General features: G+C 74.0%; 16 protein-coding genes. 5 read left to right on the top strand and 11 right to left on the bottom strand.

Annotation, left to right across the window (positions count from 1 at the left end):
• Positions 1-60: 60 nt before the first annotated feature.
• The 4 genes from ACIF6L_RS36325 to ACIF6L_RS36310 all read right to left on the bottom strand — a co-directional run bounded on the left by ACIF6L_RS36325 (position 61) and on the right by ACIF6L_RS36310 (position 5,022).
• Positions 61-1,038, bottom strand: a complete 978-nt coding sequence (locus ACIF6L_RS36325; protein ID WP_359839707.1) for an ABC transporter substrate-binding protein — start codon at positions 1,036-1,038, stop codon at positions 61-63.
• Between the two features lie 315 nt (positions 1,039-1,353).
• On the bottom strand, positions 1,354-2,454 hold the full coding sequence (locus ACIF6L_RS36320; RefSeq protein ID WP_359811079.1) for an ionic transporter y4hA: 1,101 nt from the start codon (positions 2,452-2,454) through the stop codon (positions 1,354-1,356).
• A gap of 105 nt (positions 2,455-2,559) precedes the next feature.
• Positions 2,560-4,188, bottom strand: a complete 1,629-nt coding sequence (locus tag ACIF6L_RS36315) for a protein kinase (RefSeq protein ID WP_396490718.1) — start codon at positions 4,186-4,188, stop codon at positions 2,560-2,562.
• A gap of 6 nt (positions 4,189-4,194) precedes the next feature.
• Positions 4,195-5,022, bottom strand: a complete 828-nt coding sequence (locus ACIF6L_RS36310) for a serine/threonine protein kinase (RefSeq protein WP_396490719.1) — start codon at positions 5,020-5,022, stop codon at positions 4,195-4,197.
• Between the two features lie 391 nt (positions 5,023-5,413).
• On the opposite strand from ACIF6L_RS36310, the gene ACIF6L_RS36305 reads away from it, so the two are divergent.
• The 3 genes from ACIF6L_RS36305 (at position 5,414) to ACIF6L_RS36295 (ending at position 8,492) form a co-directional block, all read left to right on the top strand.
• Complete coding sequence (locus ACIF6L_RS36305) at positions 5,414-5,824, top strand: hypothetical protein (RefSeq protein WP_396490720.1); 411 nt, start codon at positions 5,414-5,416, stop codon at positions 5,822-5,824.
• A gap of 474 nt (positions 5,825-6,298) precedes the next feature.
• Positions 6,299-7,366, top strand: coding sequence for a polysaccharide deacetylase family protein (locus ACIF6L_RS36300; protein ID WP_396490721.1), 1,068 nt, complete (start codon positions 6,299-6,301; stop codon positions 7,364-7,366).
• Between the two features lie 22 nt (positions 7,367-7,388).
• Positions 7,389-8,492 (top strand): GNAT family N-acetyltransferase, encoded by a 1,104-nt coding sequence (locus tag ACIF6L_RS36295; protein ID WP_396490722.1) that lies wholly within the window; start codon positions 7,389-7,391, stop codon positions 8,490-8,492.
• Positions 8,493-8,510: 18 nt separating this feature from the next.
• On the opposite strand, the gene ACIF6L_RS36290 is transcribed toward ACIF6L_RS36295, so the two are convergent.
• Together ACIF6L_RS36290 and ACIF6L_RS36285 are read right to left on the bottom strand one after the other, a co-directional pair.
• Complete coding sequence (locus ACIF6L_RS36290; RefSeq protein ID WP_396490723.1) at positions 8,511-9,644, bottom strand: aminotransferase class I/II-fold pyridoxal phosphate-dependent enzyme; 1,134 nt, start codon at positions 9,642-9,644, stop codon at positions 8,511-8,513.
• A 58-nt stretch (positions 9,645-9,702) separates the two neighbouring features.
• A complete protein-coding gene (locus ACIF6L_RS36285) occupies positions 9,703-10,473 on the bottom strand; it encodes a PAS domain-containing protein (protein ID WP_396490724.1) in 771 nt (256 codons plus the stop codon).
• Between the two features lie 500 nt (positions 10,474-10,973).
• On the opposite strand from ACIF6L_RS36285, the gene rox reads away from it, so the two are divergent.
• Complete coding sequence (gene rox / locus ACIF6L_RS36280; protein WP_396490725.1) at positions 10,974-12,410, top strand: rifampin monooxygenase; 1,437 nt, start codon at positions 10,974-10,976, stop codon at positions 12,408-12,410.
• Between the two features lie 68 nt (positions 12,411-12,478).
• On the opposite strand, the gene ACIF6L_RS36275 is transcribed toward rox, so the two are convergent.
• Positions 12,479-14,128 carry a cytochrome D1 domain-containing protein gene (locus tag ACIF6L_RS36275; RefSeq protein WP_396490726.1) on the bottom strand — a complete coding sequence of 550 codons (1,650 nt, stop codon included), beginning with the start codon at positions 14,126-14,128 and terminating at the stop codon, positions 12,479-12,481.
• Between the two features lie 329 nt (positions 14,129-14,457).
• Between ACIF6L_RS36275 and ACIF6L_RS36270 the strand changes: the two genes are divergently transcribed.
• Complete coding sequence (locus ACIF6L_RS36270; protein WP_396490727.1) at positions 14,458-16,122, top strand: FAD-dependent monooxygenase; 1,665 nt, start codon at positions 14,458-14,460, stop codon at positions 16,120-16,122.
• Positions 16,123-16,141: 19 nt separating this feature from the next.
• On the opposite strand, the gene ACIF6L_RS36265 is transcribed toward ACIF6L_RS36270, so the two are convergent.
• The 4 genes from ACIF6L_RS36265 to ACIF6L_RS36250 all read right to left on the bottom strand — a co-directional run bounded on the left by ACIF6L_RS36265 (position 16,142) and on the right by ACIF6L_RS36250 (position 17,902).
• Entirely contained in the window at positions 16,142-16,516 is a 375-nt protein-coding gene (locus tag ACIF6L_RS36265) for a hypothetical protein (RefSeq protein WP_359811053.1), read from the bottom strand.
• A 23-nt stretch (positions 16,517-16,539) separates the two neighbouring features.
• The gene (locus ACIF6L_RS36260; RefSeq protein ID WP_396490728.1) at positions 16,540-16,752 is read right to left on the bottom strand and encodes a DUF397 domain-containing protein; all 213 of its coding nucleotides are present in this window, start codon (positions 16,750-16,752) and stop codon (positions 16,540-16,542) included.
• A 110-nt stretch (positions 16,753-16,862) separates the two neighbouring features.
• Positions 16,863-17,072, bottom strand: a complete 210-nt coding sequence (locus tag ACIF6L_RS36255) for a DUF397 domain-containing protein (RefSeq protein ID WP_329491182.1) — start codon at positions 17,070-17,072, stop codon at positions 16,863-16,865.
• On the bottom strand, positions 17,054-17,902 hold the full coding sequence (locus ACIF6L_RS36250) for a helix-turn-helix transcriptional regulator (protein WP_329491180.1): 849 nt from the start codon (positions 17,900-17,902) through the stop codon (positions 17,054-17,056). The genes ACIF6L_RS36255 and ACIF6L_RS36250 overlap by 19 nt, the downstream gene beginning before the upstream one ends.
• Positions 17,903-17,985: the final 83 nt, after the last annotated feature.

Genomic DNA, 17,985 nt, shown 5'->3' with positions numbered 1-17,985 from the left:
CGGGCCCCGCCCCGATCGCCGGTCGTTGCGGCCATCGGGGCGGGGTCGGGCACCACCGCGTCAGAGGCCGCCGTTGACCACCGCGCTGGAGACCGCGCCGAAGCGGACGTTCCACTTGTCGAGGATCTTGTCGTACTCGCCGCCGCGGATCACCTGGTCCAGTGCCTTGGCGACGGCGTCCCGCAGGGCGGTGTTGTCCTTGGCGACGGTGATGCCGTAGGGGCCGGACTGCAGGAAATGCGTGTTGGCCAGCTGGAACACTCCGGCCCGGCCCGGCTGGGTGGTGTTGTACTGGGCCACCGGGTAGTCGTTCAGATCGGCGACCGCGGCGCCGGAGGCCACCTCGGCGAGCGCCTGCTCGTCGGTGTCGAAGCGGTGGATCTGCAGGGGCTTGCCGATCCGCAGGCAGGCCGCGGTCTGCCGGCCGGCCAGTTCGTCCTGGACGGTGCCGCGCTGGACGGCGACGGTCCGGCCGCAGAGGCTGTCCAGCGTGGTGAGGTTCAGCTGGTTGCCGGCCTTGACCACCATCGAGGTGCCGGTGGCGAAGTAGTCGACGAAGTCCACGCCGGGGTCGGCCTGGTGCCCGTCGTCGGCGGCGCCGAGCTGGCGCTGCTTGGTGTCGATGACGGCCGACATCGCCAGGTCGAGCTGTTTGGCCTGGACGGCCGGGATGAGCTTGTCGAACGGCATGTCGGTGAATTCGACCCGGAGGCCGAGGTGGGAGCCGATCGCCCTGGCGAGCTCCGGGTCCAGCCCGGCGGGCTCGCCGGCCGGGTCCTTGAAGTCCACCGGCGGGTAGGTCAGGTACGAGCCGATCTTGAGCACACCGGCGTCCCTGACCGCCTTGGGGAGGCGGGCGCGGAGGTCCTGCTGGCTGCCGGGCTGGGCGACGGGGGCGCTGCCGCAGCCGGAGAGCAGCAGCCCGCCCGCGCCGAGCGCGGCGGCGCGCAGCGGTACCCGGGAGCGGGTGCGGGAGCGGGTGGTCGGGGAGGTGGGGTTCGGTCCGGACGGGGGTACGGCGAAACGGGTGCGGTGCATCGCGGTGCGTCTTCTTCGCAGGTGAGGGGGAGCAGGCAGGGAGACGCCGCGCCGGAATGGCTGCCGGGGTACGGAGCGCGGACCTCGTCGCCGTGTGCCCAGTCGGGCCACCCTGGGGTGAGGGGGTGGCCGGTCGGCGGAGGTCCGCCGTCGGGGGCGGTCCGGGCCATCCTCGCACGCCGCCCCGGCGGGCCCGGGCGGCGGGTGGGCGGACGGCGGCCCGGCGGACGTGCGGACGGCGGCCCGGCGACGCCCTTCGTCGCCGGACCGCCGGTTCCGCCCGCTTCGGCCCGCTCCCGCCCGGTCCCCGCCCGCTCAGGGATTGATCGCGAGCACCACGTACGCCGCCAGCACCGAGAGGTGGACGGCACCCTGCAGCGGCGTCGCGCGGCGCGGGATGACGGTGAGCGTGCCGACCGCGATGGTCAGCACGAGCAGCACCAGGTGCGTCGGCCCGAGGCCCAGCTCCAGCGGCCCCGGGAGCCAGGCGGAGGCGATCGCGACGGCCGGGATGGTCAGGCCGATGCTCGCCAGCGCCGAGCCGAGCGCCAGGTTGAGGCTGGTCTGCACCCGGTTGCGCAGGGCCGAGCGCAGCGCCGCGATGGTCTCCGGCAGCAGCACCAGCAGGGCGATCACCACACCCACCACGGAGGACGGCAGCCCGGCCGAGTAGACGGCGGACTCGATGGTCGGCGAGACGCCCTTGGCCAGGCCCACCACCGAGATCAGCGCCACCGCCAGCAGGGCCAGGCTGACCCGGGTCGCGCGCATGGTCGGCGGATCGGCGTGGTCCTCCTCGTCGAGCACCTTTCCCTCGGGGGTGACCGGCAGGAAGTAGTCCCGGTGGCGGAAGGTCAGGGTGGCCACGAACAGCCCGTACAGCACCAGCGAGGCGGCCGCCGCGAAGGCCAGCTGGGCGGGCGCGAACTGCGGTCCCGGCGAGCTGGTGGTGAAGGTCGGCAGCACCAGGCTGAGCGTGGCGAGGGTGCCGATGGTGGCCAGCGCCGCGCCGGTGCCCTCGGCGTTGAACACCGCCACCCGGTACTTGATCGCGGCCACCAGGATGGAGAGGCCGAGGATGCCGTTGCAGGTGATCATCACGGCGGCGAACACGGTGTCCCGGGCGAGCGTCGCGGCCTTGTCCCCGCCGTCCGCCATCAGGGTCACGATCAGCGCCACCTCGATGACGGTGACCGCGACCGCCAGCACCAGCGAGCCGAACGGCTCCCCCACCCGGTGCGCCACCACCTCGGCGTGGTGCACCGCGGCGAGCACCGCGCCGGCCAGGAAGCAGGCCATCACGCCCACCACCCAGCCGGGCAGGTCGCGGTGCCAGGTGAGGACAAGGACGACGAACGACACCACCGGGACGACGACGGTCCACCGCGTGGTGGCCGCGCGGAGCTTCGTGATCATGCGGCCGAGCATCGCATTCCCGGGGCCCGGTAGCCGGGCAACCCCGCCGGTGGTTCGGCACGGATGTGGTCGGGGTCGTACCGTGTCCGAACCGTTCCGGCCCGCTCAGCCCCCGTACTCCGCGAGGTAGCCCAGCACCCTCGCGACGTGCGGCTTCACCCGGTCGGGGACGCCGCCCGCGTCGGCGACGGTCTTGTCGCTGGTCCGGTAGCCGGCGGTGATCAGGGCCGGGAGGTCCCGGGTGTAGCCGCGGCGCTTGAGCTGCTGGTCGAGCCAGCAGACGTAGTTGCCCATCGAGACGATCGCGTCGGCCGGGTCCATGTAGTCCTTGGTGCCGTCGTGGTCGCCGTCCTGCGCCCAGGCGTTGAAGACGGTGGGCGTCCACATCGCGACGCCGTACTCGCCGGTCTCCGGGCGGGCGGCCTCCGGATCGAAGCCGCTCTCGGCCTTGAGCACGGCCGCCAGCAGGGCGGGGGTGATCTCGGGCTCGGGGCAGCGCCGGGCGGCGTCCTGGATCGGGCCGCGCAGCGCCTCGGGGATGTCGGAGCCCGCCGGGATCCCCCCGGCCGGGGCCAGGGCGGCGGTCGCCGAGGGTGGCGCCTGCGGCGCTCCCCCGGAGGGCGGGCCACCGGACGCCGGCGCGGTCGGTACACCCGGCGCCAATCCGGTCGACGCCCGGTCGGACGGCTCCGGGCCGCCCGCGAACAGCAGCACGGCGGCGACCAGCGCGGCCGGACCGGCCCCGGCGAGCAGCCGGCGAGCGCGCTCCGGGCGCGGCGCCCGCACCGGGCCGCGCGCCCCCGGCGCACCGGCGGACCCGGGCGCCTCCGCCGCCGCGAGCAGCGCGACCCGCAGGGCGGCGAGGTCCACCCGCCCCCGCTCCGCCCGGTCCGCGGTCAGGCAGGCGGCGACGGCCGGGCGCCAGCGCGCGGGCAGCGCGTCGTCCAGCCGCAGCGGCGCCACGCCGCGCGCGTAGGCCTGCGCGGCGAGCGCGCGGGCCCGGGCGGTCGCCCCGAGGAACGGGTGCAGCCCGCCGGTGAGCAGCTGGTGGTCGAGCACCCCGAAGGCCCAGATGTCGGCGCTCGGCCGCACCGCGACACCGCGCGCACCGGTGCGCTGGGACCACCACTCGGGCGGCACGTGGTCGGGCGAGCCGAGCGGCGGGGCGTAGGCGTGGGTGCCCTCCAGTTCGGCGGTGAGGCCGAAGTCGGCGAGCCGGGCGGTGCCGTCCGGCATCAGCAGGATGTTGCCGGGCTTGAGGTCGCCGTGCACCCAGCCCGCGGCGTGCATGTGGGCGAGCCCGGCGCAGACCCCGGCCAGGATCCGCTCGGCGTCGGGGACGGGCGTGTGCGGCCGGGCGGCGGCGAGGACGTCCTGGAGGCTGCGCTCGGCACGTTCCATCACCAGCGCCAGTGCGCCGTCGAGCCCCGGGTGCGCGGGGTCGGCGACGGTGAGGACGGCGAGCGTGCGGATCAGGTTCGGGTGGTCCGCGCGTCGGCCGAACCGCATCTCGCTGCGCGCGAGCTGCGCCATGGTGCGGCGCTGGCCGGGGCTGAGCCGGGCCGGGCAGAGGAACTTGACCGCGAGGTCGGCCGGTCCACCGCCCGGCCGATGGGCGGCGTAGACGCTGCCCCAGGCACCGGCGCCGAGCGGCTCGGCGACGCGGTACCCGGCCACCGTGTAGCCGGCCGGGACGTCGAGGTGCGGCGGGCCGGGCCGGGCGGGCGCGGGCACGGCGGATCAGCCGCCCCGCCGGGGCGGGAGCAGGGCCAGATGCTCCTCCCGGACGAGGTCGAACCGCAGGGCCAGCGCGACGAGCTCCTCCCGCTTGCCACCGGCCCGGGCGGCCTCGTCCGGCGCCTCGTCCGGCGTGTCGCGCAGCCGTAGCTTGGTGGCCACCAGGTAGTCGATGTGGTAGTTGACGGCGGATCGGGTGAGCCCTCGACAGGAGGGCAGCGAACGCAGCCGGGCCAGCACGTCGGTGACGCCGGGGACGACGGCGGCGGAGGGCGAGCGCAGTCGCGGCTCACAGAGGGCGAGCAGGACGAGGAAGTACTTGGAGGTCGGGTCGAGGGCGAACGGACTGACCGTCATCTCGCCCTCGGACGCTTCCGGTTCGCCCTCCAGGTAGGCGTGCTGGGGTGCGAACACCTTGAAGGCGACCGGCTCGCCGAGAGCCGGCAGGAGCACCCGGGAGAACTCGAAGGGCACCGGTGCGCCGAGCCGGCCGGGAGCCACCTTGACGTGCTCGCCCGCCCCTTCGAGGTTCTCCACCACGTACGTCGCGGAGGTGCTGAAGTTGGAGAGCCGCCAGTAGTCCTCGGCGGCCGTGACCTCGCCGGCGCGACGCGAGACGCCCTGGTCGGTGAGCGGGATGGCGGGCGGGCGGCCGGGCTCGCCGCGCCCGAACTCCGCGACCTCGCCCGGGCCCAGGTGCAGCAGCGCGGGCCTGCCGGGCGGCGCGGAGCGCCCACCGGGCGGGCCGGGCCGCGCGCCGATCGGTGCGGGCCGCCCGCCGTGCGGGGCTTTCAGGCGGGGTTCGGGCAGTTGCACGATGACCGTGTCCACGCAGGCCACCTCCGTAGGTCGCGTCGATCGTAGCCGTCCGAACGGCTTCGCGCCGGTCCGCCACCCGTACGAGTGAACGCCGGGGCGGCGCGGGGCGGCCGGGCCCGTCGAGGCGTCAACCAGACTGCCCCGAGGTCGACTTGGCGCGCCCGCGGACCGGCTCGCGACCGGGTCGACCGGGCCGGTCGCCGACGCGCCGCGCGGGGCACCCTCCGGGCCGGTTCGCCCCGCCGCCCGGGGTCGCTCACGACCGGAGGACGATCCGCCGGTTGCGGTGCGTAGTTGAACGGTCACCTTGAGTGTGACGCAGCACACATATGGCATGCCCATGAAATGTGCAAGACTCATCCCACGGAGTGAGATTCCCTTAATTTCCAAGGAGGTTCATATCATGCGCGCTCGGATCACAGCCCTGATGGTCGCGGTGGCAGGGATCACGGCGTCGATGGCCACCCCGGCCTCGGCGGCGTCGACGACGAACGGGACCGGTGAGGTGGCGTGTATCGCCGCCGCCAACCGGCCCTGCGTATGGCTGGAGAAGGACGGCGGAGGAGTCGTCGGGGTGGCGCACGTCTCGCCGGCCTCCTCGACACAGCTGACGGTGGTTCAGGTCGAGGTCAGGACGCAGCGGGCTTGGGGCAGCCCATGGGTCACCGTCGCGTCCGCGACCACCGTCACCAAGGGGTACGCCAAGGCCGTGACGCCGCGCGTGGTCACCGGGGATCTCAAGATGATCTGCGCGGTCGGCGGCCCGGCCCTGGAGGCCGAGCACCAGGTGACCACCTGCACCGCCCCCTTCTGATCCACCGGAGAACCCCGCGGTGCCCCGCCACGCGTCGCCGGGACACCGGTCGCCGGGGAGCACGGGGGATCCGTGAGCCGGGGCCGTCGGGCCCCTCTCCGGGGCCGGCCGCCGGGTCCGCAACCGGCGGCCGGCCCACCCCCGCGCGGCACACCCGCACCCCGGCGGACCGGCGCCACCCGCTCCCCCGGCACCACCGGCGGCCACTCAGGCGACTCCCGGCCCGCACTCGGGCCAGGCGCGCGCCGACAATGCGCCAACCTGCCCCCGAAACCCGCCCGCCGTGCACAACCCTCCTCGGAGCATGGGATTTTGCACTATCTTGGCGATTCGGGGAGCGGGGCGGGCCGCCCACCCGGCAGAGGTGCGCCCGTGCGGGCGGACCCTGCCCGTGTGCCATGCCCGACTCCCGCGCCGCAGCGCCGATGGCAGTCGCTCACGGCAGTGCTCACGGGGAGAAGGGGGAGCGTGTCGATGCCCGAGGGGACCACGCGTGCGACCGGGGCCGGTGACGGTCCGAGCAGCAGAGGCGCCGGCCCGACGACCGGGGCCGCGCCGCCGACGGTCGGGGGGGCCGGCCCGACCGGCGGGGCCGGAGCCGCCGCTCCCCCGCCCGGCCGGCTCGCCGGGCGCCGGAGCAGCGTCGACGCCGCGCTGCGCAACTCCCCGCTGCAGCCGCTGTTCCGGCTCGTCGCCACCCGCCGTCTCGCCGTCCTCGCCTACCACGGCGTGGACGACCCGCGGACCTTCGCGCTCCAGATGGCCCGCCTGGTCCGGATCGCCCGCCCGATCTCGCTGCCCCGGGTCGAGCAGGCCGTCCGCTCCGGCCGTCCGCTGCCACCCCGCAGCGTGCTGGTCACCTTCGACGACGGCGACCGGACGGTGCTCACCGAGGCCCTGCCCGTGCTGACCCGGCTCCGGATCCCGGCCGCCGCCTTCGTGGTCACCGAACTCATCGACGGCGACCGGCCGTTCTGGTGGTCCGAGGCCGCGTTCCTGGCCTCCCGCGGCGGCACCGCGCGCAGCCTGGCCGGCTGCCCGCCCGGCGCGGTGGTGCGCCGGCTGAAGACCCTGCCCGACCGCGACCGCCGCACCGCCCTCGCCGAACTGCGCGAGAGCGCCCGGGGCCGCGCGCCCCGGCAGGAGCAGCTCACCCGGCACGACCTGCTGACGCTCCACCGCTCCGGGGTGGCGATCGGCAACCACACCGTCGGCCACCCCTGCCTCGACCAGTGCGAGGACGACACCCTCCGGGACGAGATCACCACCGCCCACCACGCGCTCACCGGCTGGCTCGACGGCGAGGAACCCACCGCCTTCGCGTACCCCAACGGCAACCTCGACCAGCGCGCCGAACCCGTGCTGCGCCGGCTCGGCTACCGGGTCGGCTTCCTGTTCGACCACCGGCACGACCGGCTGCTGCCCGGACGCCCGCTGCGGATCAGCCGGCTCCGGGTGAACTCCACCACGAGCCGGGACAGGTTCGACACCATTCTCTCGGGGCTGCACCCGGCCGTGCACCGGTTGCGCGGCGGCGCCTGAACACCACCTGGGGGGCGGGGCGTTGGAGATCACGGCGAACAGTGCGGTCGGTGCGGCGTCCGGACCGGTCCGGTACCGGACGGCCGCGCTGCCGGCGCGGGTGCTGGACGGCTGGCGGGAGCTGGCGGCCGCCGATCCGGGCGGCTCCTGGTTCACCACGCCGGAGTGGGCGCTCTCCTGGTGGGAGACGCTGGGCGCGCGGCAGGGCGGCGGCGAAGTCACCGTCTGGCGCGAGCCGGACGGCCGGGTGAGCGCCGTCGTACCGCTGCTGCGCACCCGGCGGCGGCTGCACCCGCGGGCGCCGCTGACCGTCCCCTGTCTGACGGTGCTGGGATCCGGCCCCGGCGCGGCCGACCACTGCGGTGTCACCGTCGCACCCGAGCGACGGGCCGAGGTGGCCGCCTGGCTGGCCCGGCGCGCGCGGCGGGCGACCCTTCTGCTCACCGATCTCGACCCGGGCCAGAGCGGGTTGCTGCCCGCCGGTGCGGTCGAGGTCGGCCGCACCCCGTGCCCGCGGGTCGACCTCACCCCGGGTGCGGACGCGCTCGGCTCCCGGCAGTTCCGTGCCGACCTGCGCCGCTACGGCCGCAAGCTCGCCGCCGGGGGGATCACCTTCCGCTGGGTGGCGCCGGCCATGGGGAGCGGCGAACTCGCCGAGCGGATCGCCCTGTTGCACACGGTGCTCCGACTGCACCGGCTGCGCCGGTGCGCTCTCGGCCTGCCGACCACCTTCGACGAGGCCCGCGCACCGCTGCACGTGCGCCTGATCGAGCGCTCGGCCGCCACCGGTCGCGGCGAGGGCCCGGCCTTCCTGGTCGCCGAGCGCGCCGGGGAGGTGGTCGGCGCCCTCTACGGGTTCCGCTGGCGGGACACCTTCGCCTACTACCAGATCGGTTGGGACCAGGCCTGGGCGCCGCTGCGGCTCGGCACGGCGGTGATCGCCGAGGCCGTCCGGGCGGCCGCCGGACAGGGCCTGACCACCTTCGACTTCCTGCGCGGCACCGAGCCCTACAAGTACCGCTTCGGAGCTGAGGACCGCGAGGACGTGTCCTGGCTGGTGCCGCACGGTCTCTCCGGCGCGCTGTTCGGTCTCAAGTACCGGGCCAAGGAGGCCCGGCAGGGCTGACCTCGGCAACGCGCCTCCCTAGCGCCGACCCTTCAGCCAGTCGGTGAGAGCCTCCAGGGCCGGGGCCGGGTCGCGGCGGCCGATGCCGATCCGGAACCGGTCGGTCGGTGTCGGGGTGAGCTCGGAACGGTAGATGCTCGCCGACAGCAGCAGGACACCGGCCTGCTCGACCAGCGCGGTGCAGAACGCCTCGACGCCGTCCGGTCCGAGGTAGCGCGGGTACGCGACACAGCCGCCGTCGGGGGCCCGCCAGTCGAACAGTTCGGCGTGCTCGGCGAAGAAGGCGTCGAAGAGCGGCAGGTTCGCGTCGATGATCGCGCGGTTGCGGGCCAGGATGTGCTCCCGGTTCCGGATCGCGATCCGGGCCAGGATCTCACCGGGGGCCGAGTTGCAGATGGTGGTGTAGTGCTTGGCGCGCTCCAGCCGGGAGCGCAACTCCCGGTCGCGGCAGGCGATCCAGCCGATCCGCAGGCCGGGCAGGCCGAGCGACTTGGAGGTGACGTTCAGCGACAGGGCACGCTCGGAGAGGTCGGCGGCCTGCGGCAGGGTGCGGCCCGGGTCGCGCTCCAGGCCGCGGTAGACCTCGTCGCTGAAGAGCCGGATGCCGCGCTCGTCGCAGAGCCGGACCAGGCGGGTGAAGTCGTCGGCCCCGATGACCTTGCCGGTCGGGTTGTTGGGGAAGTTGACCGAGACGACCCGGGTGTTCGGGCGCAGCGCGGCCACCAGCTCGTCGAGGTCCAGCGCCCAGTCGCGCGCCGGGTCCAGCGCGACGCCGGTGACCTCGCAGAGGGAGAGCGGGATCGTCTCGGCGGACTGGTAGTTGGGGGTCAGCACGACGGCGTGGTCGTCGGGGCCGAGCAGCACCTGCATGGCGAGGTTGAGCGCCTCCTGGGCGCCGCCGAAGCAGATCACGTCGTCGGCGCCGACCTGCTCGTACATCCCGGCGACCGCCCGGCGCAGGGCCGGGTCGCCGAAGGTCTCGGTGTAGCCGAGGGTCAGGGTGTCCCAGGCCTGGCGCTCCTCCTGGTCCGCCAGGGCGAGGAGTTCGGACATCGTCATGGTCTGCGCGTCGGAGGCGGTGAGGTGGTGGCGGGCGGTGAACTCCCAGCGGGAGAAGTAGGTTTCGAGCCGGAAGTCGGGGAGCGTGGTCATCACTGGTTCCTCTGCGGTGCGGTGGGGTCCGGTGCCCGTAGCCCGGTCCCGGACCGGGCTACGGCTCGGCCGGGTGTTCGGGTTCGGCCCCGGGTGCGGGTTCGGCCCCGGGTGCCGGTTCAGCCCCAGGTGCGGGTTCGGCCCCGGGTGCCGGTTCGGCCGGGCGTTCGGGTTCGGCGATGGGCTCGGGCTCGGCCCGGAGTTCGGCGAGCAGGGTGTAGACGGTGGAGCGCGAGACCTTGAGCGCGGTCGCCACGGCCGGCACCGCCCGGCGCACCGCGAGCACCCCGGCCCGGTCGAGTTCGCGCAGGACGGCGAGCCGGTCCTCGCGGCCCAGCCGGTCCGGCGGGTGGCCGTGGGCGCGGACGTAGCCGCCGATGACGTCGTTCATCCGCTCCGTCCAGTCGCGCTCGAAGAGCGGCTCGGGCCGCGGCGCGGTGGGTGCGGCGAAGCCGGCCAGCAGGGCGGCGGCCTGCTCCAGCGGTCCGCGGTCGAGGTTGACGCAGAGCACCGCCGAGGCCCGGCCGTCGTCGTCGCGCAGGACGGCGCTGACCGAGGAGAGGCGCCGACCGTCGGGCAGCAGCTTCTCGTACGGCCCGAGGACATCGGCCCCGTAGACCTCGGGCAGGGCAGGGGCCAGGTCGTCCAGCTCGCCGAGCAGCGAGGGGTCGCCGGGGGCGCGGCCGCTCATCGGGTGCCAGATGGCGAGCACCTCGTCCCGAACGGCGTCGTGCAGCACCACCTCGGCGTACGGCCCGAGGAGCAGGGCCACCGCCTGGCAGACGGGCGCCCAGGTCCGGACGCGTGGGTCGGGGGTCTCCGCGGTCATATCTGGACTGTACGTCCAGCCCGGACGTTCCGTCCAGAGCGACTGTGCAGGGCTGCCACCGCACGGGCGCGCCGGGCGCGGCGCGCCGAAACTCCGGGGGAACGGCCGCAGAATGGGCGCGCTCTCGAAAGGGCCCGGCGGTTCACCGTGCCCGGAACAATTCCGTCCGGACGGCGGCACCGATTCGGAAGGAAGCCGCGGGCGGGGAAATGACGAAGGCGAGGAGGTGAATCCACTCCTCGCCACTACCAAGATATAGCGCACCCCCGGCCTTGCGGCAAGACCCCGGGGCCGCCGCACAATGGTCGACCTGGGCCGGGACCTGCGGCCCTGACGGATCGGCGCCCAGTCCACCGCTCCCGGCGCGGGGGCCGCACGACGGCCGGAACTCCCGGCGCAGCTCGCGGACACGGAAATCCGGCATGGGCCGGCGTGTACGCACCACCGGACGGGCAGCGGCCGACCGTCCGGAAATCCACTCTCGTTGAACGGGCGTTCTGATGATTGACGTGATCGTGGTCGGCGGCGGACCGACCGGCCTGATGCTGGCGACCGAATTGCGGCTGGCCGGAGTGGAGGTGGTGGTGCTGGAGCGGGCGACGGAGCCGGACGCCCGGTCGCGCGGGCGCGGCCTGCACACGCGCAGCGTCGAGATGATGGACCAGCGCGGTCTCCTGGACCGGTTCCTCGCCGCCGGCGAGAAGTTCCGGATCGGCGGCTTCTTCGGCGGTGTCCACAAGGCGTGGCCGGAGACGCTGGACACCGCCCACCCGTACGGACTCGCCGTCTCCCAGACGGCGACGGAACTGCTGCTCGCCGAGCGCGCCCACGAACTCGGGGCCGAGATCCGGCGCGGCCACGAGGTGGTCGGACTGAGCCAGGACGAGGACGGGGTGGGCGTCGAGCTGGCGGACGGAACGCGGCTGCGCTCGCGCTACCTCGTGGGCTGCGACGGCGGCCGCAGTACGGTGCGCAAGCTGCTCGGCGTCGCCTTCCCCGGTGAGCCCACCACCGTCGATACGCTGCTGGGCGACATGGGGGCGGCCGAGGACCGGGCGACCATCGCGGCCGTCGTCGAGCAGGTCCGCGCGACCCAGCCGCGGTTCGGCGTGGCCCCCGACGTCGACGGGCAGCAGGGCGTGTTCCGCATCATCGTGCCCGCCGCCGGGGTGGCCGAGGACCGGTCGGTCCCGCCGACCCTGGACGAGTTCAAGCAGCAGCTGCGGGCCTTCGCGGGCACCGACTTCGGTGTGCACTCGCCGCGTTGGCTCTCCCGGGTCGGCGACGCCACCCGGCAGGCCGAGCGCTACCGGGTCGGCCGGGCGCTGCTGGCCGGCGACGCCGCGCACATCCATCCGCCGACCGGCGGCCAGGGCCTGAACACCGGTATCCAGGACGCGTTCAACCTCGGCTGGAAGCTGGCCGCCACGGTCAACGGCTGGGCACCGGAGGGGCTGCTGGACAGCTACCACGCCGAGCGCCACCCGGTGGGCGCCGCCGTGCTGGACAACACCCGGGCGCAGATCACGCTGCTGGGGACCTCCCCGGGCGCGACCGCGCTGCGGAACCTGCTGTCCAGGCTGATGGACATCGAGGAGGTGAACCGCCAGGTGACCGGGATGATCACGGCGGTCGAGGTCCGCTACGACCTCGGCGGGGGCCACGACCTGGTCGGCCGGCGGCTGCGGGACGTCCGGCTGGCGGAGGGCCGCCTCTACGGGCTGATGCACGAGGGCCGGGGCCTGCTGCTCGACCGGACCGGGCGGCTCTCGGTGGCGGGCTGGGCGGACCGGGTCGACCGGGTCGCCGACGCCGGCGCGCAGGTGGACGTGCCCGCGGCGCTGGTGCGGCCGGACGGCCATGTGGCCTGGGTCGGCGAGGACCAGGGCGAGTTGCTCGACCGGCTCGCCGAGTGGTTCGGCGCACCCGTCGGCTGAGCGCACCGAAGCGGTGCACGGCGGCGCCGCCGACGCCCTCCCGAAGGGGAGCGCCGGCGGCGCCGGACTCACTTGCAGCTGATCAGCAGCGCGAGCGTGGCCGAGCAGGTGCGGGACGCGCGGTCGTTCGCCGCCACCGGGTCGGTGGGCGCGCTCGCGGTGCGAGCGGCGGTGACGGTGAAGGTCCGGCCGAGGTTGAGCAGGCCGACGTGGACCGTCACGTGCCGGGTGACGCTCGCCCCCTTCGCGAGCGGACCGGCGACCGCGCAGGTCAGCTTGCCCGCCGCGATCGTGCAGTCGGTCGAGGAGGCGGTGAAGCCGGCCGGCAGGTCGGCCGAGATCGTCGCCGAGGTCACCGTCTCCGGGCCCTGGTTGGTGACGGTGAGGGTGTAGTCGACCCGCCCGGAGAACAGGCCGCCCACCGGGGTGGCGGCGAGCGAGACCGCGAGGTCGGCGGTGGGCGCGGTGTAGGTGAAGCGCCCGGCCGGGACGACGGCACTGGTACCGCCGGCCGTGGTGACCCGGACGTCGACGACCCCGGCCGCGGCGGCGGCGGGAGCGGTGGCGGTGCAGCCGGTCTCCGTGCACGAGACGGCGGTGGCGTTCCCGGCCGCGCCGAAGCTCACGGCGGTGGCGCCGTTCAGGCCGGTCCCGGTGATGGTGACCTTCGTCCCGCCCGCCTGCGGTCCACTCGCCGGGCTGACCCCGGTGACGACCGGCACCGGCAGCGGGAAGCCGAGCACCGCCACGGCGTTCGCGGCGAAGTCGGCCAGGTAGCCGCGCCGCCCGTCCGGGGTGACGGCGAGCGCGTACGGGCTGGTGCCGACCGGCACCGTCGAGGTGACCTTGCGGTCCGCGGTGGCGATCACGCTCAGCGTGCCGTCACCGTAGTTGGAGGCGTACGCCGACTTGCCGTCGGGCGAGAGCGCGACCGAGAACGGGTTGGCCCCGACCGTCACCGTGCCCACGACGGCGCGGCCCGCCGTGTCCAGCACGCTGACGGTGTCGTCACCGCCGTTGCCCGTCCAGAGGCGGGAGCCGTCGGCGCTCAGCGCCAGACCGAAGACTCCGTGGCCGACGGGGACGTCCGCGCTCACCGTGTTGCTCGCGGTGTCGATGACGTCCACCGCCTGCGCGCCCGAGGCGGCGACGTAGACGTGCGCCCCGTCGGGCGAGACGGCCACGCCGTGCGGCTCCGCGCCGACCGGGACGGTCGCGGTCACGGTGTTGCTCGCGGTGTCGATCACGCTCACGGTCGCCGCGCCGGCGCTGCTGACGTACGCGCGGGCGCCGTCCGGGGAGACGGCCACCCCGAAGGGCTCGGCGCCGACCGCGACGGTGGCCGCCACGGTGTTGCTCGCGGTGTCGACGACGCTGACCGCGTCGTCGAGCTGGTGGGTCAGATAAGCGTGCTGCCCGTCGGGGGACCAGGCCACGGCGTACGAGCCGCTGCCGGCCGTGAAGGTGCCGGAGACCGCGCCGGTGGCGGCGTCGAGCACGGTGACGGTGCCGCTGCTCTGGCTGGTCACGTACGCCCGGCTGCCGTCCGGCGCGAGTGCGACGCCCGCCGGGTAGGGCGCCACGGCGACGGTGGTCGTCACGACGGGCGCGGGCGCCACGGCCCAGGCTGTGGCGGGCTGCACCAACAGCGCGGCCGTGGCCGCGCCGGTGGCGACCACGGCCGTCCAGGTGCGGCTCGGGGAACGGCTTATTCTCACGGGGGTCTGCTCCAGACTCGTCAGTACATCGGGGGAAGCGACCGGGTGCGGCGGCGGCTCCGCCACCGCACCGAGGCCGGACGAAGCGTAGAAGGCTGATTGACGGACCGTCATGAGTTGGCCGGGATTGTCGCCAAGTGTTTGGAATTGGTTGCCCTCCGTCGCCGGCCCGGGAGGTCACCGCGGCGGCGGTGGCCGGGGGCCGCTCCGGCACCGGCGGCCGGGGCTCGCTCAGGTGCCGGCGGCCGGGCCCTCCGGCAGCGGTGGCGGACCGGTGCCGGTCGGGCGCAGCCTGGAGGGAGGCGGTCAGGACGTCCCCGGGAGCGGTCATGGACGAGATCGACGTACTGGTGGTGGGCGCGGGCCCGGTCGGACTGACGGCCGCGGCCGAGCTTCGCCGCCACGGGGTCGACTGCCGGATCATCGACCGGCTGGCCGTCCCCCAGCACTACGCCAAGGCCGTCGGCGTCCAGCCGCGCACCATGGAGGTGTGGGACGCCATGGGCCTGATCGGCGCGGCGCTGAACGAGGCCGTCCCGATGCACGGCCAGCTGCCCTTCGTCGACGGGCGGCCCGGTCCGCGGATCGAGCTCACGATGCCGCCCGACATCCCCTACGGCTTCGCCGCGCTCCCCCAGTACACGACGGAGCGGCTGCTCGCCGAGCACCTCGCCGGGTACGGCACGCGGGTCGAGCGCGGCACCGAGCTGCTCGCCCTCGATCAGGAGGCCGAGGCGGGCACCGGTGGTGCCGACGGGCCCGACGGCCGGGTCCTGGCCGTGCTCGCGACACCGTCCGGGCCGCGGGAGGTCCGGGCGCGCTACGTGATCGGCTGCGACGGCGCGCACAGCCTGGTCCGGAAGACGGCGGGCCTGCGCTTCGAGGGCGACGCCTTCCCCGAGCAGTACATGCTGGGCGACGTCGAGGTCGACTGGGACCTCCCCGCCGGGTACGGCGTCCGCGCCACCCACCACGACGCCGAAGGCCGGGTCGACGACCTGCTGGTCTGCATCCCGCTCCCCGGCCGCAAGCGCTACCGGGTGTCGATGCTGGTCCCGGACGAACTGGCCGGCGCCGGGGCCCAGGACGGCGTCACACACGGGCTGGAGAGCGGAGCGGCCCCCGAACTGCGGCACATCCAGGCCGTGCTCGACCGGCTCTCGCCGCAGCCGACGCACGCCTCGGCGCTGCGCTGGTCCTCCACCTTCCGGATCAGCCACCGGTTGGTGGACCGCTACCGGGCCGGGCGGCTCTTCCTGGCCGGCGACGCCGCCCACATCCACCCGCCCACCGGCGCGCAGGGCATGAACACCGGCATCCAGGACGCCTACAACCTCGCGTGGAAGCTGGCGCTCGCCGTCCGGGGCGTCGGCGCCGCCGGCCTGCTCGACAGCTACCACGCCGAACGGCACCCGGTGGGCGTCGAGGTGGTCGGCCGGACGGTGCGCCACTCCCGGACCGGCGTCCAGGCCGACCCCGGCTCGCCCGACATCCTCGACGCGGTGCTGCGGCGGGAGGCCCAGCTGCTGGTCGGCTACCCGGACAGCCCGCTGGTCGAGCCGAAGGGCGGCGGCGGACCGGCCGGGCACGGGCCCGGCTCCGGCGAACGGGCCCCGGACAGCCGGGGACTGGCGCGCGACCTCGCGCACTACCCCGTCCGGCTGTTCGACCTGTTGCGCGGCCCGCGCCACACCCTGCTGTTCCACCTCGACGCGGCGACACCCGAGGAGCCGGTCACAACCTGCGCGGTCGCCGCCCTCTCCACGGCCCACGGGCTGCTGGACGTCTACGCGGTGCTCGCACCGGACGCGCCCGCGCCCCTGTGGCGGCTGCCGACCGCCCGGGACACCGGCGGCGAGTTCCGCAGCGCCTACGGGGCCCGCCCCGGCGAGGCCTTCCTGATCCGCCCCGACGGCTACCTCGCCGGACGCTTCCACCCGCCCACCCCGGACCGGCTGGCGACCTGTCTGCGCCGGACGTTCGGCACAGGGTGAGGGGGCGTCGGGACGGCGGTCAGCCGATGAGGCGCTGCCACAGGACGTCCGGCGCGATGGTCGCCCGGTAGTCGAAGAAGAGGCTCAGCTCGCCGTTCTCACCGAGTTCACCGTCCTTGCCCGCGAGCGAGTCGAGCGACCGGTGCCGCAGCGCGTCGTCCAGGAACCGCGGCTGCTCCCAGGGCGCCGAGAGCATCGCGATCGGCGCGGGCGCCGGCTTCCGCCGGCCATCGAACACCACCCAGCAGGCCATCTGCGGGAAGTACCCCGAGAGGGCGACCTGGCGCACGAACTCGCCGAGCGTGGTGGCGCCGTCGGACTCCAGGTGGGCTTCGTGGGGCGCGTCCACATCGTCCCCCATGGCAACACTGGCACGCGTGAGAGTGATTCGCATGGGGCCAGAGTAGCGACTATTCGTCACTCTGACGACAACCGAAACTCCCCACCTTGAACGCCTGCGACGAACGCCCACCAGGCATCGGACGTGAAGACGAGCACGGGCCCGCCGGGATCCTTGGAGTCACGAACGGGCATGGCGCCGCCGTAACCGTCCGCAACCTCCACGCAGCCGCCACCGCCATTGCTGTAGCTACTCTTCCGCCACCGGGCATCACTCAGGTCGACGAGCATCGCAGCCGAAGCTCCTTCCTCAAGCACGGGATCACCACCCATCACCTTGAGGCTACCCACGCAGAGCGCCCTCCGATCGGATGCGATCGGAGGGCGCAGGCGACGATCGATCAGACGGCGCCGAACTCGCCCGCCTGTACGGCGGCGACGAACGACCGCCAGGCATCAGCTGCGAAGACGAGCGAAGGCCCCTCGGAGTCCTTGGAGTCACGAACAGGCATGGCACCAGGGAACCCGGGCGCCACCTCGATGCAGTTGCCACCCTGCTGGCTGTAGCTGGACTTCACCCACGCGGCGCGAGTCAAGTTGATGTCGGACATGTGGTTCCTTCCCGAGCAGCGCGAATCCATTCGAGAGTCGCCGTCTCGGCCAGCGCTCCCACCTGCAGTCGATCGTACTGTCTCTTCCACGCTGTCAGCGCGCCAGAATTGCGCTCAAGATGACTGCGCCCCTCCGACTCCGAATACCCCAAAAACGAGTGATCAGAGAGCGTAAGGAGCACCATGGGCAGAGCGAACGGCCTGTGCTCTGCCATGGCAAACGGGGCAACCTGAAGAATCACGTGACTCACGTCGAACTGCTGCTCCAAGAAACCGAGTTGCTCATCCATCACGCCCCACCCCCCGATCGGCCGCCGCAAGCAACTCTCGTCGAGGACGGCATGCACGAGCGGAGGGCTGCTCCGCCGCAGCAACTGCTGACGAGTGAGCAGGAAGGTGACTCGCTCGTCCGCTTGCCTCTGAGTGATCGCTCCGCGACGAACATCGGCCATGGCCAGGGCAGTTGCGTAGGCCTCGGTCTGGAACAGTCCAGGAACGACGCCTGATTCGAAGATCCGTATCTCGGCGGCCTTCGCTTCGTGGCTCGCATACTCGGGGAAGCCCTCCAGGAGAGCCGAGTGCTTGTTCTGCAGCCACATCAGCAGCAGCGTTCCTCCGGTCTCCAGCGCCTCGTCGGCCCTACGAGCGAACTTCTCACTCGGAGGCTCGCGCGTTGCAAGTTCAGCGTAGGAGACATAGGACGGGTCGAATCCGACCTTCTTCGCCAGCTGGGCCTGCGTAAGCCCCTTCACCTCTCGCGACCTGCGCAGTTGCACACCGAAGGGCGCCCAGGGGCCTGATGTCGGGTCAAGTTGCCTGCGGTTAACCATGTCCCACCAACTTGTGGATCATCAGCATCAAATTCAGATCTCGGGCTGATCCTGCACCAACGAGGGTCATCATAAACACGAGC

Origin of the sequence: Kitasatospora sp. NPDC086009, from assembly GCF_044540385.1 — a bacterium.
Taxonomy (GTDB): domain Bacteria; phylum Actinomycetota; class Actinomycetes; order Streptomycetales; family Streptomycetaceae; genus Kitasatospora.
Note: the sequence above shows the minus strand (reverse complement) of the source record. Positions and strands in the feature narration are given on the sequence as shown.

Coding starts and splice junctions, on each gene's coding strand:
- ACIF6L_RS36260 (WP_396490728.1), bottom strand. CDS start 16,752: ATGCTCGTCGACCTGAGTGATGCCCGGTGGCGGAAGAGTAGCTACAGC.
- ACIF6L_RS36325 (WP_359839707.1), bottom strand. CDS start 1,038: ATGCACCGCACCCGTTTCGCCGTACCCCCGTCCGGACCGAACCCCACC.
- ACIF6L_RS36290 (WP_396490723.1), bottom strand. CDS start 9,644: ATGACCACGCTCCCCGACTTCCGGCTCGAAACCTACTTCTCCCGCTGG.
- rox (WP_396490725.1), top strand. CDS start 10,974: ATGATTGACGTGATCGTGGTCGGCGGCGGACCGACCGGCCTGATGCTG.
- ACIF6L_RS36300 (WP_396490721.1), top strand. CDS start 6,299: ATGCCCGAGGGGACCACGCGTGCGACCGGGGCCGGTGACGGTCCGAGC.
- ACIF6L_RS36270 (WP_396490727.1), top strand. CDS start 14,458: ATGGACGAGATCGACGTACTGGTGGTGGGCGCGGGCCCGGTCGGACTG.
- ACIF6L_RS36255 (WP_329491182.1), bottom strand. CDS start 17,072: ATGTCCGACATCAACTTGACTCGCGCCGCGTGGGTGAAGTCCAGCTAC.
- ACIF6L_RS36285 (WP_396490724.1), bottom strand. CDS start 10,473: ATGACCGCGGAGACCCCCGACCCACGCGTCCGGACCTGGGCGCCCGTC.
- ACIF6L_RS36250 (WP_329491180.1), bottom strand. CDS start 17,902: ATGGTTAACCGCAGGCAACTTGACCCGACATCAGGCCCCTGGGCGCCC.
- ACIF6L_RS36320 (WP_359811079.1), bottom strand. CDS start 2,454: ATGATCACGAAGCTCCGCGCGGCCACCACGCGGTGGACCGTCGTCGTC.
- ACIF6L_RS36265 (WP_359811053.1), bottom strand. CDS start 16,516: ATGCGAATCACTCTCACGCGTGCCAGTGTTGCCATGGGGGACGATGTG.
- ACIF6L_RS36305 (WP_396490720.1), top strand. CDS start 5,414: ATGCGCGCTCGGATCACAGCCCTGATGGTCGCGGTGGCAGGGATCACG.